We start from the raw sequence: 16,478 nt of genomic DNA on the forward strand, positions 1-16,478 counted from the left end.
GTGGATTGGGGCATAAGCCCAAAGTGGTGGAAGATACTTCACGGAATTGAGGATATGGTGCAGCTTCGTTGCCGGGTGGCGGCTACGCCCTACCCGGCCTACAGCTCGTATAGTACAGGGTTAGTTCAGGAGCGTGGCCCAATGTTCAACCCAGGGATTTGACTCGCTTTCCGGTTCGGGGTGCTCGCCAGCATCAATCAGTAACATCTCGCCGACCCGCTGAGCGTGCTGTTCCTGCAACAGCGCGTCGAACTGCTTACCGCCGCCGCAGAAATTGGCGTAAGAGCTATCGCCGAGGGCGATGATGCCATAGTGAACATCTGGCTGATAGCCAAGCTGGTCTTTAATGCCCTGGAAAAGCGGGACGATGCTGTCCGGGAGATCGCCCTGCCCGGTGGTGGAGGTCACCACCAGAATGTATTTATCTTTATACTTTTCCCAGTCCGCCAGCTCCGGGTCTTCATAGACCGTTGCTTTATGGCCCTGATTGACGAGGATTGCTTCTGCTTCCTCCGCAACCAGCAGCGAGTTGCCGTACATCGTGCCGACAAAAATACCTACTTCAGCCATGCTTTGCTCCCGTAATTATTGCGCTTGCTGTTCATCCTGAACGTTGCCTGCGGCAAACTCAACCCTTTCATTTTCGGGGAGTTGTCCCAGCCAGCCAAACTGTGACAGCGCCTGCATCCAGACCTCGTCCAGCCCCGCGCGAATAGTCAGCGGTTCGCCGGTAAACGGGTGCGTCAGGCTTAGCTCGCTGGCGTGCAGCATCAGTCGGTTACAGCCAAAGTGCTCTGCCGCGCTGCGGTTCTGCCGCAGATCGCCATGCTTGCTGTCGCCGATAATTGGGTGGCGCAGATGTGCAAGGTGGCGGCGAAGCTGGTGCTTGCGCCCGGTTTTGGGCAAAAGCTCAACCAGACTGTATCGCGTAGTGGGAAATTTGCTGGTCGCCACCGGCAGTTCTGTGGTCGCCATACCGCGATAGTCGGTCACCGCAGGCTGCGGACCTTTATCTTCGCGGGCAAATTTATCGGCGATTTTATCCAGTTCCTCCACCAGCGGATAATCCAGCGTGGCGGAATCCGTCAGCCAGCCGCGCACAATGGCGTGGTAGCGCTTCTGGATCTGGTGCTGTTCAAACTGCTGCGACAGCAGGCGCCCGGCCTCACTGGAAAGCCCCATCAGCAGAACGCCAGAAGTTGGCCGATCCAGACGGTGGGCAGTAAAGACGTGCTGACCGATTTGGTCGCGCACGGTTTGCATAACAACCACTTTCTCATCGCGATCGAGCCAGCTTCGGTGTACCAGCCAGCCGGACGGTTTATTCACCGCCACCAGCCACTCATCCTGATACAGGATCTCAAGCGTCATGCATCGTCACCGGCGAAAAGCGTATCCAGCTTTTCCAGCTCAACCAACATAACGTCGCGCGCCGGGTGAGTCGCCTCCAGCGCCATTTCGTAATAGGGAGAGACGGCAAACGCCTGGGGCAACGCGTGTCCCCCTTCCAGCAGCGCGTGCATGCGCGGAATTAATACCCACTGGAGCCATTCAAATGGAGACAGCGTATCCAGACAAAACGGCTGGGTGCTGGCGAACGCGTCTGGCTGCGGCGCACTTTCCTGCCACAGCTGATGCTGGCGCATAAGGGCTTCGATGGCGTGCAACTGCGCACGAACGCTATCGTGATGCGTCATAGTAACCTCAACTGAAAAACGGAATGGCGCGAAGCATAGCATTGCGGAAGACAGAAATAAAAAAAGGGAGCACTGTAAAAACAGTGCTCCCGGTTCGTTTCGCAGCATTCCAGCTACAATACGTGCTCCCTGCTCATCCGTGACAACTTTTCCTGATGCCCGAAGGCCTGGTCATCCCTTTACCTTTTGCTTCCTGCTCACATCATCCTGACGTGTAGGTTTCGTCCTGAAACGTCCTGGCCATCCTGACCCACCGACCATCCTGACCGGCTCACGTTCTCCTTCCTGGAGGTGTCCCTTACGCATCCTGCGTGATCCACTTTGCTTCATCCTGAAGCCTTCCTGCGGCGTCGTCCTGACGTGTTCCTGGTGAGAAACGCCATCATCCTGATGTTCGTTTCTCGCGTCGGCATCCTGTCGACACAGATAGAATCCGCTATTCTGCCTCGTCTTACAACCCACCCTGTGAGCAAGGTAAGCCTGGCGAAACGGGGATAATCGTTTCAGGAAATCGCTAACCTGTTGAAAGGGAAGTTAATATTAATCTGAAATCCCTAAGACAAAGCTAATTGTTTCGGCGATGTCTCACAGTGCGTGTAAGAGATCTCTCACACGTCCAGTAGCATCATGGATTACAGAAGCGGCTCAAGTCGGGTAAGAAAATCCGCAAGAGAAGGCGCGAGAACGTCGCGATTGCGGGTGCCGAGCGTCTCTTTAATGACCTCGCCAGACAGGTTGCAGACTGAAATGACGTCCAGTTCACTGTCGAGCGTCGCAATAAAGAGAGTCGGGGAGAGCTTAAGGCGTTTTTGCGTGACCAGGTGACCAATGAGGTTTTCCTGAACGCGTTGAAGATCGTCTTCGCTCCAGGTTTGCAGCAGCGTCAGCGGCTGTCCTGCAAAACATGCAGTCATATCCCCGGCAAACTGCGTGGTATAAATTGCATGAAGCGCAGGTTGTATCACAATGTCCATTGCGCGTTCAACCGCATTTACATTCTGCTCGCCCGTGAACGGTTTCGGTTGCCAGATAACGTAATCATCCTGCGAAGCGATAATGCACGGTGACGGCACGCCATATAAGTCAGTACTTTGCGGCCACGTCCCCCGCTTTTCATGCCATGCATCGCAATAGCGGGTCGTGAAGGACGTCAGGGCATTTGCAGTTTCGATATCCACCGATTTCTCTCTTCTTGTAAGACAGGATAAACTCAGCCCCTAAGTGTACCTGTAAAGTGGCTATGAAACATGTCTTACGAAAATCATCAGGCGTTAACGGGCTTAACGCTGGGTAAATCGACCGATTACCGCGACACCTACGACGCAAGCCTGCTTCAGGGTGTGCCGCGCAGCCTGAACCGCGATCCGCTTGGCCTTCATGCCGACGCGCTGCCGTTCGTCGGCGGCGACATCTGGACGCTGTACGAACTCTCCTGGCTGAATGCGCGCGGTCTGCCGCAGGTGGCCGTGGGCCATGTCGAGCTGGATTACGCCAGCGTAAACCTGGTCGAATCCAAGAGCTTTAAGCTCTATCTCAACAGCTTTAACCAGACCAAATTTAACAGCTGGGACGAGGTACAACAGACGCTTGAACGTGATTTAAGCGCGTGCGCGCAGGGGAACGTAACCGTCTCGTTATACCGTCTGCATGAGCTGGAAGGTCAGCCCATCGCCCATTTCCACGGCACCTGCATCGACGATCAGGACATTGATGTGGAGAGCTACGAATTTAGCACCGACTATCTGGAAAACGCGGCGGGCGGAAAAGTGGTCGACGAAACGCTGGTCAGCCATCTGCTGAAATCCAACTGCCTTATCACCCATCAGCCGGACTGGGGCTCGGTACAGATCCAGTATCGCGGCCCGCAGATTGACCGGGAAAAGCTGCTTCGTTACCTGGTGTCATTCCGTCATCACAACGAATTCCACGAGCAGTGCGTGGAACGCATCTTCAATGACATCCAGCGTTTCTGCCAGCCCGAAAAGCTGAGCGTTTATGCCCGCTATACCCGTCGCGGCGGCCTGGACATTAACCCATGGCGCACCAATACCGATTTTGTGCCTGCCACCGGACGGCTGGTGCGCCAGTAAGATAAATATTTTCACAATATGCGGGCGGTATTCCGCCCGAAGTGTTGTGAAACGTCATAAGCCAGGGCTATTGTAATCAACAGGGAAAGACGATAATCGTCCCATAAGGAGCTCACTTGATTACACATATTAGCCCGCTTGGCTCTATGGATATGTTGTCGCAACTGGAAGTGGACATGCTTAAACGCACCGCCAGTAGCGACCTGTATCAACTGTTTCGTAACTGTTCACTTGCTGTACTGAACTCCGGAAGCCTGACCGACAACAGTAAAGAGCTGCTGTCCCGCTTCGAAAGTTTTGATATCAATGTGCTGCGCCGCGAGCGCGGGGTGAAGCTGGAAGTGATCAACCCGCCGGAAGAGGCGTTTGTCGATGGGCGTATTATTCGCTCACTTCAGGCCAACCTTTTTGCCGTGCTGCGCGACATCCTGTTTGTTAACGGACAGATCAGCAACGCCGGTCGTTTCCAGCATCTCGATCTGGAAAGCTCCGTTCATATCACCAACCTGGTTTTCTCCATTCTGCGTAACGCCCGCGCCCTGCACGTTGGCGAAGCGCCGAACATGGTCGTCTGCTGGGGTGGTCACTCCATTAACGAAACCGAATACCTGTACGCCCGCCGCGTGGGTAATCAGCTCGGCCTGCGCGAGCTGAACATCTGTACCGGCTGCGGTCCTGGCGCGATGGAAGCGCCGATGAAAGGCGCGGCAGTAGGACACGCGCAGCAACGCTATAAAGAAGGCCGTTTTATCGGCATGACCGAGCCGTCGATCATCGCCGCTGAGCCGCCTAACCCGCTGGTTAACGAACTGATTATTATGCCGGATATCGAAAAACGTCTTGAGGCGTTTGTCCGTATCGCGCACGGTATTATCATCTTCCCGGGCGGCGTAGGTACGGCGGAAGAACTGCTTTATCTGCTCGGGATCCTGATGAACCCGGCCAACAAAAATCAGGTTCTGCCGCTGATCCTGACCGGCCCGAAAGAGAGCGCCGACTACTTCCGCGTGCTGGACGAGTTTATCGTGCATACGCTGGGGGAAGACGCGCGCCGTCACTACCGCATTATTATTGACGATGCCGCAGAAGTGGCCCGTCAGATGAAAAAAGCGATGCCGCTGGTGAAAGAGAACCGTCGTGATACCGGGGATGCCTACAGCTTTAACTGGTCCATCCGTATCGCACCGGATCTCCAGATCCCCTTCGAGCCGTCGCATGAGAACATGGCGAACCTCAAACTCTATCCGGATCAGCCGGTGGAAGTACTGGCAGCTGACCTGCGTCGCGCCTTCTCTGGCATCGTGGCGGGGAACGTGAAGGAGGTGGGGATCCGCGCGATTGAGGAGTTCGGGCCGTATAAAATCCACGGTGACCCGGAGATGATGCGCCGCATGGATGACATGCTGCAGGGCTTTGTGGCTCAGCATCGCATGAAACTTCCGGGTTCTGCCTATATTCCCTGTTACGAAATCATCAAATAAAGCGTCCTTTCCCTCCTCTCAAGCCGGATTGTCATCCGGCTTTTTTATTAGTGATGTAATTCATAGCGATCTTCAATGTTATTAACAAATCTGGCGCCTGCGCAAACGATTACCTCGTTTTTGAAACCGTAAATAATCAGCCTTAATCGAAATTACCTGCCAGAAAATCCTAAAATCCTATTTCTTTACAGCGAAAGACACCTATCTCGCGGGTCAGCCTTTTCGAAAACATGTCGTTAATGGTAGCCTTCGCGCCCGTAAATCCTCTTTGATGTTTTTTTAACAGATAAATGGTCTAAATATGCCCACATCATAAGTGGATTATTGCATTTGGGATCGCGATCACTGATAGATTCATAACGAGAATGTATCTTTCCGCCCGCCAATAGTTACGGGCAAAAATTATTAAAAAACCGTCACTGAACGAATTTCATATTACCGTCAGGCACTTTTTCATCGGATTTGACTAAAAACCTGACAATTTGCTTCCTCCAGGAGATACAGATGGAAACCACTCAAACCAGCACCGTTGCTTCGATTGAATCCCGAAGCGGTTGGCGCAAAACGGATACCATGTGGATGCTTGGCCTGTACGGCACGGCAATCGGCGCTGGTGTACTGTTCCTTCCTATCAACGCAGGTGTCGGCGGTCTGATCCCGCTGATCATCATGGCCATCATCGCCTTTCCGATGACCTTCTTTGCACACCGCGGCCTGACCCGCTTCGTGCTGTCCGGTAAAAACCCGGGCGAAGACATTACTGAAGTCGTTGAAGAACACTTCGGCGTCGGCGCAGGTAAGCTGATTACCCTGCTCTACTTCTTCGCGATTTACCCGATTCTGCTGGTGTATAGCGTTGCTATCACCAACACCGTTGAAAGCTTCATGATGCACCAGCTGCAGATGACCCCGCCGCCGCGTGCGATCCTGTCCCTGATCCTGATCGTCGGTATGATGACCATCGTGCGCTTTGGCGAGCAGATGATTGTCAAAGCGATGAGCGTGCTGGTATTCCCGTTTGTTGCAGCCCTGATGGTGCTGGCGCTGTACCTGATCCCACAGTGGAACGGCGCTGCGCTGGAAACTCTGTCTCTGAGCAGCGCATCCGCAACCGGTAACGGCCTGCTACTGACCCTGTGGCTGGCGATCCCGGTAATGGTGTTCTCCTTCAACCACTCGCCAATCATCTCCTCCTTCGCGGTGGCGAAGCGTGAAGAGTACGGCAATGGTGCAGAGAAGAAGTGCTCCAGCATCCTGGCTCGCGCGCACATCATGATGGTACTGACAGTTATGTTCTTCGTGTTCAGCTGCGTGCTGAGCCTTTCCCCGGCGGATCTGGCGGCGGCGAAAGAGCAGAACATCTCTATTCTGTCCTACCTGGCAAACCACTTTAACGCACCGCTGATTGCGTGGATGGCACCGATCATCGCGATTATCGCCATCACCAAATCCTTCCTGGGCCACTACCTGGGCGCACGTGAAGGCTTCAACGGTATGGTGATTAAATCTCTGCGCGGTAAAGGCAAGAGCATTGAAATCAACCGTCTGAACAAAATCACCGCGCTGTTCATGCTGGTGACCACCTGGGCGGTAGCCACCCTGAACCCAAGCATTCTGGGCATGATTGAAACCCTGGGCGGCCCGATTATCGCGATGATTCTGTTCCTGATGCCGATGTACGCGATTCAGAAAGTGCCAGCGATGCGTAAATACAGCGGCCATATCAGCAACGTGTTCGTTGTTGTGATGGGTCTGATTGCCATCTCCGCTATTTTCTACTCGCTGTTCAGCTAATACCTCCTGCGCCGTCTTCGGATGGCGCACTCCTCCCCTCTGACTGAAGCAATGGACGCATCATGATTAGCGTATTCGATATCTTCAAAATCGGTATTGGTCCTTCCAGCTCTCACACCGTCGGACCAATGAAAGCCGGTAAACAATTCACGGATGACTTGATTGCACGCGGCATTTTGCACGACATCACCCGCGTGGTTGTCGATGTATACGGTTCCCTTTCCCTGACCGGTAAAGGCCACCATACCGATATTGCCATTATCATGGGGCTGGCGGGTAACCTGCCGGATACCGTTGATATTGACTCCATTCCTGGCTTTATCCAGGACGTGAACACCCACGGTCGTTTGCTGCTGGCCAACGGCGAGCATGAGGTTGAATTCCCGGTTGACCACTGCATGAATTTCCATGCGGATAACCTGTCGCTGCACGAAAACGGCATGCGCATTACCGCGCTGGTCGGCGATAAAGCGGTTTACAGCCAGACGTATTACTCCATCGGCGGCGGGTTTATCGTCGACGAAGACCATTTTGGTCAAACCAACGGCTCCGCCGTTGAGGTGCCGTACCCGTACAAAAACGCGGCCGATTTACAGCGTCACTGCCAGGAGACAGGCCTATCTCTCTCCGGCCTGATGATGAAAAACGAGCTGGCCCTGCACAGCAAAGAGGAGCTGGAACAGCACTTCGCAAACGTCTGGGAAGTGATGCGCAGCGGCATTGAGCGCGGGATCACCACCGAAGGCGTGCTGCCGGGGAAACTGCGTGTTCCACGTCGTGCGGCTGCGCTGCGCCGCATGCTGGTCAGCACCGACAAAACCACCACCGACCCGATGGCCGTTGTCGACTGGATCAACATGTTCGCGCTGGCGGTGAACGAAGAGAACGCCGCGGGTGGCCGCGTCGTCACCGCGCCAACCAACGGGGCGTGCGGCATTGTTCCGGCGGTCCTGGCGTATTACGACAAGTTTATCCGTGAAGTGAATGCAAACTCACTCGCGCGGTATATGCTGGTCGCCAGTGCGATTGGCTCACTGTACAAGATGAACGCCTCGATTTCCGGCGCGGAAGTGGGCTGTCAGGGTGAAGTGGGCGTAGCCTGCTCTATGGCGGCGGCGGGTCTGGCCGAATTGCTGGGCGCAAGTCCTGCGCAGGTTTGTATTGCGGCGGAAATCGGCATGGAACATAACCTGGGGCTGACCTGCGATCCGGTCGGCGGACAGGTCCAGGTGCCATGCATCGAGCGTAACGCCATCGCCTCTGTGAAAGCGGTGAACGCGGCCCGTATGGCGCTGCGCCGCACCAGCGAACCGCGCGTGTGTCTCGACAAGGTTATCGAAACCATGTACGAAACCGGTAAAGATATGAACGCCAAATACCGCGAAACCTCCCGCGGTGGCCTGGCGATGAAGATCGTTACCTGCGATTAAGCCTCTCAGGAAGCCTCGTTTTGCGAGGCTTCTTCCTGTTTTCCCCACCATTCATAGTTTCATGCTGCGCTCAGTGTTACCCTTCCCCCATTAGACAGAAGGGAGATTATCTGTGGCCGTTCATTTGCTTATCGTCGATGCACTTAACCTGATTCGCCGTATTCACGCGGTACAGGGCACCCCCTGCAAGGACACCTGTTTACACGCGCTGGAGCAGCTCATTCGCCATAGCGAACCCACCCACGCTGTTGCCGTATTCGACGATGAAGCACGCAATACCGGCTGGCGGCACCAGCGCCTGCCGGACTACAAAGCCGGGCGTGCGCCGATGCCGGACGATCTGCACGCCGAAATGCCCGTTATACGCGCGGCCTTTGAACAGCGCGGCGTTCCGTGCTGGGGCGCACACGGTAATGAGGCTGACGATTTAGCCGCAACGCTGGCGGTTAAAGTCGCGAGCGCCGGGCATCAGGCGACTATCGTTTCAACCGACAAAGGCTACTGCCAGCTGCTCTCTCCTACGATCCGCATCCGGGACTACTTCCAGAAACGCTGGCTGGACGCGCCATTTATTGCCAGCGAGTTTGGCGTATCGCCTGAGCAATTGCCGGATTACTGGGGGCTGGCGGGGATCAGCAGCTCCAGAGTGCCGGGTGTCGCCGGTATTGGACCCAAAAGTGCCGCACAGCTGCTGACGGAGTTTCAGAATCTGGAAGGGATTTACGCAAGGCTTGAGGAAGTGCCGGAAAAATGGCGCAAGAAGCTGGAGGCGAATAAAGAGATGGCGTTTATCTGCCGGGAAATCGCAACGCTACAGACGGATTTACAGCTGGACGGGAATTTACAGCAGTTAAGGTTAGAACGTTAAAACAACTACACGATTTTGTAGGCCCGGTAAGCGCAGCGCCACCGGGCGTTACAAACGTTATCGCTCGTCGCGACGCCCACCCACGGCCGCCCACCAGCGACGGATATGCACCGTCACTTCTTCACGGTCGTGATACAGCTGACGCGCCTGGATTTCCGCGTTAATCCCGTGTTCGTCCAGTTGCTGCTGAATATAAGCCAGGTTCTGCGACACCTCTTCGTAACGCTTTTTCATCGGCAGCTTGAGGTTGAAAATCGTCTCACGACACCAGCCGTTCACCAGCCAGGAGGCCATCAGCGCTGCGACTTTCGCCGGTTTTTCTACCATGTCGCACACCATCCAGGAGATGTTGTTACGGGTAGGACGGTAGCGGAAACCATCTTCACGCAGCCAGGTGACCTGCCCGGTGTCCATCAGGCTTTGCGCCATCGGGCCGTTATCCACAGACGAAACCCACATGTTGCGTTTCACCAGCTGATAGGTCCAGCCGCCCGGGCACGCGCCAAGATCGACGGCATACATGCCGTTTGCCAGACGTTCGTCCCACTCGTCCGCCGGGATAAAGACGTGGAACGCCTCTTCCAGCTTCAGGGTTGAACGGCTCGGCGCGTCTGACGGGAAGCGCAGACGCGGGATCCCCATAAAGAACGGCGAGTTATTGGTGGTATACGAGTAGCCGGTGTAGCAACATCCTGGCGCAATAAAGAAGATATGCACGACTGGACGCTTTGGCGTTTCGTAGTTTGTCAGCACACCCGCATCACGCAGTGCCGCGCGGAGCGGCACGGTAAACTTACGGCAGAACTTCATCAGCTCTTTGCTTTCATTGGTGTCAGCCACTTCCACGCGCAAATCGCCGCCCTTCTCCACCACGCCCTGCAACAGGCCAACAATCGGCGTGATGCGATCTTCCGGCGGAAGATCTTTCAGTAATTCGCCCGCGACAAACATCTGACGGGCGAAAATCAGCGAGCTGAACGGCAGTTCGCGCGCCAGCTTGTCGGCATCATCAGGCTGATAGCATTCAAATACCACATAGCCCGCGTTCTCTTTGACGCGAGCGAATCCGAAGACTTCACGCTTCGCCGCTTTATCGGTGATTTCCGCGGCGCACTCTTTCTCAAACCCCGGGCGACAATATAAAACAACCTTATTCATGAACAACGCCCTTGCGTTTCAGACGGATAGCTCCGATAAACATTAAAACCCAACCCGCCAGGAAGCTGACGCCGCCGACAGGTGTAACAAACGCCCACAGGCGTAAATGCGACAGCGCCAGACAGTAGAGACTGCCGCTGAACAGTACGGTACCCAGCGCCAGAAAGACGCTGCTCCAGTAAAACCAAATGCTGATACGGCGCTGCATCGCCACCGCCAGCCCAAAAATTGCCAGCGTGTGGAACGCCTGATATTCAAGGCCGGTCTGGATCCAGCCCATCTCCACAACGCCCAAAGACTTGCTTAAGACATGCGCGCCAAACGCGCCCAGAGCTACAAAAATAAAGCCACTCACCGCGGCGAAAATCAGCATGAATCGGCTGGTCATGTTTAAGTCCTGAATTAATGCGTGCCCGGCACACAAACGTTATTGTTCATACCTGAAGCGGAATTTTTCTTGCTCGCTTGCCGCTTTCGCCAGTATCCACTGCCGGAAAGCGGCTATTTTACCCAGTTCTGCCTGACTGTCATGACAAACCAGATAAAATGCATTCTTGCTGACCAGTACATCGTTAAATGGGCAAACCAGACGGCCTGCCTCAATTTCGGACTGCGCCATGACGTTATTCGCTAATGCCACGCCCTGCCCGTGAATGGCAGCCTGTAACACCATCGCGCTGTGGCTAAAAATGGGCCCCTGCTGCACGTTTATATGATTAAGACCTAACTGGCGGGTATAAGTTTGCCAGTCGCGACGCGACGCATCGTGCAAAAGCGTGTGTTGCGCCAGATCGGCGGGCGTTTTGAGCGCTTTCTCCCCCGTCAGCAGCAGTGGTGAACAGACCGGCAGCAGATATTCTGCGTATAATTTTTCAACACGCAAGCCCGGCCAGTTACCACGACCGTAAAAAATCGCCACATCCACATCGTCTGCAAGCTTGTCTTCCTGACGGTCCACCGCCTGGATTCGGACATCGATTCCCGGATAAGTTGAGTTAAAGCTTGAGAGTCGCGGCACCAGCCACTGAATGGCAAAACTGGGCAATAAACTCACAGTCAGGGCGCCTTTTGCGCTCCGTGCCTGAAGCTTACGGGTGGCTTCCGTCAGCTGGGAGAAAATCTCTTTAATATCCTGAAAATAGCTCTGCCCTTCTTCGGTCAACAGCAACGAACGGTTGCGGCGACGGAACAGCTTAAGCCCCAGAAAATCCTCCAGAGACTTGATTTGATGACTTACTGCGGCCTGTGTCACAAAAAGCTCATCGGCTGCGCGGGTGAAGCTGAGGTGGCGTGCTGCTGCATCAAAAACACGTAATGCATTTAGGGGTGGCAATCGCTTGGACATGGTTATCTGGCTTAGATGTTAACGAGATTTAACATATAGGAAACAACGTTTAACCTATTAGTTTTTTTTATCTGAGCCATTATAATTTGTCCGTTGAGGAACTACCAGCAAATACCTATAGTGGCGGCACTTCCTGAGCCGGAACGAAAAGCTTTTTTTGGAATGCGTGTTCTGAAGGGCTTTTGGCTTACGGTTGTGATGTTGTGTTGTTGTGTTTGCAATTGGTCTGCGATTCAGACCACGGTAGCAACGCTACCAATTTTTCACTTCCTGTACATTTACCCTGTCTGTCCATAGTGATTAATGTAGCACCGCCAACTTGCGGTGCTTTTTTTTCGCTTATCTAACTGTTAATGCTCGATTTCCTTCATCTCTTTCACGTCACTGCGATTGATCTGCTGTTTGTTCCCGTTAGCATCTTTGTATGAAATCATCCCGGTATCATTATCGGTTGTCGGTTTCCCTTCAGAGACGATAGAACGACCATCGTTGGTATGCATTACGTAGTTATTACCAGAACATGCGCTCAGGGCAAAGGTCAACGCACAAGCAGAAATGATTGCAGCTGTCTTTTTCATGATTATTCTCCTTTAGCAATTAATGCTATTCAAACCTCGATTTATAACAGGCTAAAACATCCGCCTAACACTATTTAGCATAACCTGCTTTTTCAGACTCGCCAGGATAAGCAGACAAATCTGATAGATATCAACTTCCTTGCCCTGCCGATGAATTTGCGCGACGATCGTAGAATTGATATGAGGAATTCCATGAACGCTTTCAGTCCTGCGCAGTTTCGCGCACAGTTTCCTGCGCTGGCCGATGCCGGCATTTATCTTGATAGCGCCGCCACGGCCCTTAAGCCGCAAGCGGTGATTGAGGCAACCCGCCAGTTTTACAGCCTGAGCGCCGGGAACGTGCACCGCAGCCAGTATGCCGACGCGCAGCGCTTAACGGCGCAATACGAAGCCGCACGGGATCAGGTCGCGCGCCTGATCAATGCTGACAGCGGTAAGAACATCGTCTGGACGCGGGGCACTACCGAGGCCATTAACATGGTGGCGCAATGTTACGCGCGTCCGCTGTTGCAGCCCGGGGATGAGATCATCGTCAGCGAGGCGGAACACCACGCCAACCTGGTGCCCTGGCTGATGGTGGCCGAACAAACCGGGGCACGGGTTGTAAAACTCCCGTTGGGTACAGACTTCCTGCCTGACGTGGCGCGTCTGCCTGAGCTGATTACGCCGCGCAGCCGTATTCTGGCGCTGGGGCAGAAGTCCAACGTCACCGGCGGCTGTCCGGATCTGGCGCGCGCCATTGAGATTGCCCATGCCAGCGGCGTGGTAGTAATGGTCGACGGTGCGCAGGGTGTGGTGCATTTTCCGGCTAACGTTCAGGCGCTGGATATCGACTTCTATGCCTTCTCAGGGCATAAATTGTACGGGCCAACCGGTATCGGCGCGCTGTACGGCAAACCTGAACTGCTGGCCCGGATGACGCCGTGGCTCGGCGGCGGCAAGATGATTACCGAAGTCACCTTCGACGGTTTCAAAACGCAGGATGTGCCTTACCGCCTGGAAGCCGGTACGCCGAACGTGGCAGGGGTTATCGGTCTGAGCGCAGCGCTCGAATTTCTCGCAGATACGGACGTGGCTCAGGCTGAAAGCTGGAGCCGGGGCCTGGCGACGCTGGCAGAAGAAGAGCTTAAGAAACGCCCCGGGTTTCGCTCGTTCCGCGTCCAGGACTCCAGCCTGCTCGCCTTTGATTTTGCGGGCGTACACCATAGCGACATGGTGACGCTGCTTGCCGGATACGGCATTGCCCTGCGCGCAGGACAGCACTGCGCCCAGCCGCTGCTGGCGGCCATGGGGGTGAGCGGTACCCTGCGCGCCTCGTTTGCACCGTACAACACAAAAAGTGACGTCGACGCGCTGGTTTCCGCCGTCGACCGCGCCCTGGAATTACTGGTGGATTAATGACAAGTTCAGCCTTAGCCGGGCATCCGTTCGGCACCGTTATCACTGAAGAGACGTTAAAACAGACCTTCGCCCCGCTCACGCAGTGGGAGGATAAATACCGTCAGCTGATCCTGCTGGGCAAACAGTTGCCCACGCTGTCAGACGAACTGAAATCGCAGGCGAAGGAGATAGCTGGCTGCGAGAACCGCGTCTGGCTTGGGTTTAGCATATCCGGTGAGAAACTGCATTTCTTCGGCGACAGCGAGGGACGCATTGTTCGCGGTCTGCTGGCGGTGCTGTTGACCGCAATCGAAGGGAAAAGCGCCGCAGAGCTGCTGGCGCATTCTCCGCTGGCGCTGTTTGATGAGCTGGGACTTCGCACGCAGCTTAGCGCCTCGCGCGGTCAGGGACTGATTGCGCTAAACGACGCGGTGCTGGATGCCGCCCGTCAGGCTCAGGCCTGACGTTCCGCCTTCGCCATCATCTTCTTCAGGGCGTGAGAGACCGCCACAAAGCCGAAGGAGGCGGTCACCATGGTGGCCGCTCCAAACCCTGAGGCACAATCCATCCGCTTTGGCCCTTCCGCTGTGCTTTTCATTGCACAGACCGAACCATCCGCCTGCGGATAAACCAGCGCTTCTGTCGAGAACACACAGTCCACGCCCAGCTTGCCTTTACTGTTCTTCACCACGTTGAAGTCGCTTTTTAAGCGCTCGCGCAGCTTAGCAGCCAGTGGATCCTGAATGGTTTTCGCCAGATCTGCCACCTGGATCTGCGTCGGATCAATTTGTCCACCCGCGCCGCCCGTTGTCACCAGCGGCACCTTGTAACGACGACAGTAAGCGATCAGCGCCGCTTTTGGCCGCACGCTGTCGATGGCGTCAATCACATAGCTGTAGCCTTTGCTCATGTACTCCGCGACGTTATCTGCCGTCACAAAGTCGTCAATCACCGTTACGCGGCACTCCGGGTTGATGAGACGAATACGCTCCGCCATCACCTCGGACTTCGCCAGACCGACGTTATCACGCAGGGCGTGGATCTGACGGTTAGTGTTAGTGACGCAGACGTCATCCATATCAATCAACGTAATTGCGCCAATGCCGGTTCTCGCCAGCGCTTCTGCCGCCCACGAACCCACGCCACCAATGCCCACCACGCAGACATGCGCATCCGCGAACAGTTGCAGGGCTTTTTCACCGTATAACCGTGCCGTGCCGCCGAAACGCTGGCGCCAGGCATCGCTGATTACCACAGACATAAAACCTCAGATGTAAAAAGGGTGAGGTATTCCTCACCCTGAACCGTAATCCGTCTTGCGCTCAGAATACCACACTCAGCCGCTAAATACGTTCCCGGTACCCGGCGCTGTCTTCAGCACCCACACGCGCCCGTAGTGGTTATACCAGCCTGCACGGTGGCCGGCATCCGGGCCGATGCCCTGGTAAATATCGAAGTGCTGACCTTTAATCGCCCCGCCCACGTCCAGCGCCACCATCAGGCGTAATTCATACTTGCCGTTGAATTTGCCGTTGTTGTCGAGGAGAGGGACTTCCGCCAGCAGCGTGGTACCCGCTGGGATAATCGAACGATCCGATGCCACAGAAGCGCGGCCAATCAGCGGGACGGCGCTCGCCCCTTTCACCGGCGCAAAGTTCTGCGGTTTGAAGAAGACAAACGATGGATTCTGCTCAAGCAGCTCACGCACTTCCGCTTCGCTGTGTTTTTCGCCCCACTCGCGGATCGCCTGCATCGACATATCTTCTCGTTTCACTTCACCACGGTCGATGAGCACCTTACCGATGCTGCGATAGGCATGGCCGTTTTTCCCGGCATAGCTAAAGAAGTTCAGCGGCGAGCCGTCGCCAAAATCAATATAGCCGCTGCCCTGCACGTCCATGATGAAGTTATCCATCAGCGAGTTGCTGTAGGCCAGCACGTAATTTTCGCTAAGCGCACCGGCATAGATTTCAGCGCGTGACGGGAGACGACCGCGTTTTGGCGGCATGCGGTAAATCGGATACTGGAATTCGCCCTGACGCGTGTGTCGTGCCTGGACAACCGGGGTGTAGTAGCCGGTAAACTGAACGTTACCGTAGTTATCCGCCCCTTCCATCTGCCACGCGTCAATACCAAACTGGCGCATATTGCGCGTATCACCGCCAGCACGCAGCCAGTCCTGCACTGCACTATAAACGTTGTTCTGTGAGCCATACAGGCGCGGCGACGCTTTGCGGATCTGGTACACCTGCTCGGAGAAATCCCCGGCATTGATTGGAGCACCCACGGCATCTGGCTGGTTAACTAAAGAGAAAGGCTGGGATAACTTCCCGTCTTTATACTGTTGACCGCGATCGGTCGGTTTGGAAGAGCAGGCCGCAAGAATCGCTACCATTGCGCCTGTCATCAGATACTTCACCCAACGTCCTTTCATTATATCTCGTCTTTTAGTTGCCCAATTCCGCGTGATGAAGATAACAAACCCACCGTGGTAATGAAATGCGATCGCCTTCCCTTTGGCAAATTCTGGACAAAAAATAGTCCAAAGTGGCTATTCCCGTTCATTTTGCATACAAAATAATGAATTATGCGAAAAAGGGGTTGCATCACAAACCTATCCGAGTATAGTGCGCTTCCACGGACGCGGGGTGGAGCAG

17 protein-coding genes are annotated in these 16,478 nt (G+C 54.9%); 7 read left to right on the forward strand and 10 right to left on the reverse strand.

Annotated features, from left to right (window positions below; all coding sequences use genetic code 11):
- Nucleotides 1–120 precede the first annotated feature (120 nt).
- From IPZ49_RS00305 to syd, 4 genes are all read right to left on the reverse strand, one after another.
- Nucleotides 121–570 (reverse strand): flavodoxin, encoded by a 450-nt coding sequence (locus IPZ49_RS00305; protein WP_022649212.1) that lies wholly within the window; start codon nucleotides 568–570, stop codon nucleotides 121–123.
- 15 nt (nucleotides 571–585) lie between these two features.
- Complete coding sequence (gene truC, locus IPZ49_RS00310; RefSeq protein WP_023298500.1) at nucleotides 586–1,371, reverse strand: tRNA pseudouridine(65) synthase TruC; 786 nt, start codon at nucleotides 1,369–1,371, stop codon at nucleotides 586–588.
- Nucleotides 1,368–1,697, reverse strand: a complete 330-nt coding sequence (locus IPZ49_RS00315) for a YqcC family protein (protein WP_022649214.1) — start codon at nucleotides 1,695–1,697, stop codon at nucleotides 1,368–1,370. The genes truC and IPZ49_RS00315 overlap by 4 nt, the downstream gene beginning before the upstream one ends.
- A gap of 632 nt (nucleotides 1,698–2,329) precedes the next feature.
- Complete coding sequence (gene syd, locus IPZ49_RS00320; protein ID WP_022649215.1) at nucleotides 2,330–2,875, reverse strand: SecY-interacting protein; 546 nt, start codon at nucleotides 2,873–2,875, stop codon at nucleotides 2,330–2,332.
- A gap of 69 nt (nucleotides 2,876–2,944) precedes the next feature.
- Here syd and queF point away from each other — a divergent pair, with 69 nt between their 5' ends.
- The 5 genes from queF (at nucleotide 2,945) to xni (ending at nucleotide 9,360) form a co-directional block, all read left to right on the forward strand.
- Nucleotides 2,945–3,787 carry an NADPH-dependent 7-cyano-7-deazaguanine reductase QueF gene (gene queF, locus IPZ49_RS00325; protein ID WP_023298501.1) on the forward strand — a complete coding sequence of 281 codons (843 nt, stop codon included), beginning with the start codon at nucleotides 2,945–2,947 and terminating at the stop codon, nucleotides 3,785–3,787.
- A 116-nt stretch (nucleotides 3,788–3,903) separates the two neighbouring features.
- Entirely contained in the window at nucleotides 3,904–5,268 is a 1,365-nt protein-coding gene (gene ppnN, locus IPZ49_RS00330; RefSeq protein WP_023298502.1) for a nucleotide 5'-monophosphate nucleosidase PpnN, read from the forward strand.
- A gap of 504 nt (nucleotides 5,269–5,772) precedes the next feature.
- On the forward strand, nucleotides 5,773–7,062 hold the full coding sequence (locus tag IPZ49_RS00335; protein ID WP_022649218.1) for an HAAAP family serine/threonine permease: 1,290 nt from the start codon (nucleotides 5,773–5,775) through the stop codon (nucleotides 7,060–7,062).
- Nucleotides 7,063–7,124: 62 nt separating this feature from the next.
- Nucleotides 7,125–8,492, forward strand: coding sequence for an L-serine ammonia-lyase (locus tag IPZ49_RS00340; RefSeq protein ID WP_022649219.1), 1,368 nt, complete (start codon nucleotides 7,125–7,127; stop codon nucleotides 8,490–8,492).
- Nucleotides 8,493–8,604: 112 nt separating this feature from the next.
- Nucleotides 8,605–9,360: a flap endonuclease Xni gene (xni, locus tag IPZ49_RS00345; RefSeq protein WP_045308735.1), complete on the forward strand. Its 756-nt coding sequence runs from the start codon at nucleotides 8,605–8,607 to the stop codon at nucleotides 9,358–9,360.
- Between the two features lie 57 nt (nucleotides 9,361–9,417).
- Here xni and rlmM read toward each other — a convergent pair whose 3' ends face one another.
- The 4 genes from rlmM to IPZ49_RS00365 form a co-directional block, all read right to left on the reverse strand.
- On the reverse strand, nucleotides 9,418–10,518 hold the full coding sequence (gene rlmM / locus IPZ49_RS00350) for a 23S rRNA (cytidine(2498)-2'-O)-methyltransferase RlmM (RefSeq protein ID WP_022649221.1): 1,101 nt from the start codon (nucleotides 10,516–10,518) through the stop codon (nucleotides 9,418–9,420).
- Nucleotides 10,511–10,906 (reverse strand): DUF423 domain-containing protein, encoded by a 396-nt coding sequence (locus IPZ49_RS00355; protein ID WP_003862756.1) that lies wholly within the window; start codon nucleotides 10,904–10,906, stop codon nucleotides 10,511–10,513. Before IPZ49_RS00355 ends, rlmM begins: the two co-directional genes overlap by 8 nt.
- A 39-nt stretch (nucleotides 10,907–10,945) precedes the next feature.
- Nucleotides 10,946–11,863, reverse strand: coding sequence for a glycine cleavage system transcriptional regulator GcvA (gene gcvA / locus IPZ49_RS00360; protein ID WP_022649222.1), 918 nt, complete (start codon nucleotides 11,861–11,863; stop codon nucleotides 10,946–10,948).
- Nucleotides 11,864–12,213: 350 nt separating this feature from the next.
- A complete protein-coding gene (locus IPZ49_RS00365) occupies nucleotides 12,214–12,441 on the reverse strand; it encodes a YgdI/YgdR family lipoprotein (RefSeq protein WP_015571738.1) in 228 nt (75 codons plus the stop codon).
- A 192-nt stretch (nucleotides 12,442–12,633) separates the two neighbouring features.
- Between IPZ49_RS00365 and csdA the strand changes: the two genes are divergently transcribed.
- Entirely contained in the window at nucleotides 12,634–13,839 is a 1,206-nt protein-coding gene (gene csdA, locus IPZ49_RS00370) for a cysteine desulfurase CsdA (protein ID WP_063146478.1), read from the forward strand.
- On the forward strand, nucleotides 13,839–14,285 hold the full coding sequence (gene csdE / locus IPZ49_RS00375) for a cysteine desulfurase sulfur acceptor subunit CsdE (RefSeq protein WP_063146479.1): 447 nt from the start codon (nucleotides 13,839–13,841) through the stop codon (nucleotides 14,283–14,285). The genes csdA and csdE overlap by 1 nt, the downstream gene beginning before the upstream one ends.
- Here the strand turns inward: csdE and tcdA are convergent.
- Both tcdA and mltA read right to left on the reverse strand, forming a co-directional pair.
- Nucleotides 14,276–15,082 carry a tRNA cyclic N6-threonylcarbamoyladenosine(37) synthase TcdA gene (tcdA, locus tag IPZ49_RS00380; RefSeq protein ID WP_006811804.1) on the reverse strand — a complete coding sequence of 269 codons (807 nt, stop codon included), beginning with the start codon at nucleotides 15,080–15,082 and terminating at the stop codon, nucleotides 14,276–14,278. The genes csdE and tcdA overlap by 10 nt on opposite strands.
- Nucleotides 15,083–15,157: 75 nt before the next feature.
- Nucleotides 15,158–16,255 carry a murein transglycosylase A gene (gene mltA, locus IPZ49_RS00385; protein WP_022649225.1) on the reverse strand — a complete coding sequence of 366 codons (1,098 nt, stop codon included), beginning with the start codon at nucleotides 16,253–16,255 and terminating at the stop codon, nucleotides 15,158–15,160.
- Between the last annotated feature and the right edge of the window lie 223 nt (nucleotides 16,256–16,478).

The sequence above is a fragment of the Enterobacter cloacae complex sp. S2 genome, from assembly GCF_015159675.1.
GTDB classification, from domain to species: Bacteria; Pseudomonadota; Gammaproteobacteria; order Enterobacterales; family Enterobacteriaceae; genus Enterobacter; species Enterobacter intestinihominis.

Excerpts from the sequence above, each read along its gene's own strand:
- IPZ49_RS00305 (WP_022649212.1), bottom strand. The coding sequence starts at position 570 with ATGGCTGAAGTAGGTATTTTTGTCGGCACGATGTACGGCAACTCGCTG.
- truC (WP_023298500.1), bottom strand. The coding sequence starts at position 1,371 with ATGACGCTTGAGATCCTGTATCAGGATGAGTGGCTGGTGGCGGTGAAT.
- IPZ49_RS00315 (WP_022649214.1), bottom strand. The coding sequence starts at position 1,697 with ATGACGCATCACGATAGCGTTCGTGCGCAGTTGCACGCCATCGAAGCC.
- queF (WP_023298501.1), top strand. The coding sequence starts at position 2,945 with ATGTCTTACGAAAATCATCAGGCGTTAACGGGCTTAACGCTGGGTAAA.
- IPZ49_RS00335 (WP_022649218.1), top strand. The coding sequence starts at position 5,773 with ATGGAAACCACTCAAACCAGCACCGTTGCTTCGATTGAATCCCGAAGC.
- IPZ49_RS00340 (WP_022649219.1), top strand. The coding sequence starts at position 7,125 with ATGATTAGCGTATTCGATATCTTCAAAATCGGTATTGGTCCTTCCAGC.
- rlmM (WP_022649221.1), bottom strand. The coding sequence starts at position 10,518 with ATGAATAAGGTTGTTTTATATTGTCGCCCGGGGTTTGAGAAAGAGTGC.
- IPZ49_RS00355 (WP_003862756.1), bottom strand. The coding sequence starts at position 10,906 with ATGACCAGCCGATTCATGCTGATTTTCGCCGCGGTGAGTGGCTTTATT.
- gcvA (WP_022649222.1), bottom strand. The coding sequence starts at position 11,863 with ATGTCCAAGCGATTGCCACCCCTAAATGCATTACGTGTTTTTGATGCA.
- IPZ49_RS00365 (WP_015571738.1), bottom strand. The coding sequence starts at position 12,441 with ATGAAAAAGACAGCTGCAATCATTTCTGCTTGTGCGTTGACCTTTGCC.
- csdA (WP_063146478.1), top strand. The coding sequence starts at position 12,634 with ATGAACGCTTTCAGTCCTGCGCAGTTTCGCGCACAGTTTCCTGCGCTG.
- csdE (WP_063146479.1), top strand. The coding sequence starts at position 13,839 with ATGACAAGTTCAGCCTTAGCCGGGCATCCGTTCGGCACCGTTATCACT.
- tcdA (WP_006811804.1), bottom strand. The coding sequence starts at position 15,082 with ATGTCTGTGGTAATCAGCGATGCCTGGCGCCAGCGTTTCGGCGGCACG.
- mltA (WP_022649225.1), bottom strand. The coding sequence starts at position 16,255 with ATGAAAGGACGTTGGGTGAAGTATCTGATGACAGGCGCAATGGTAGCG.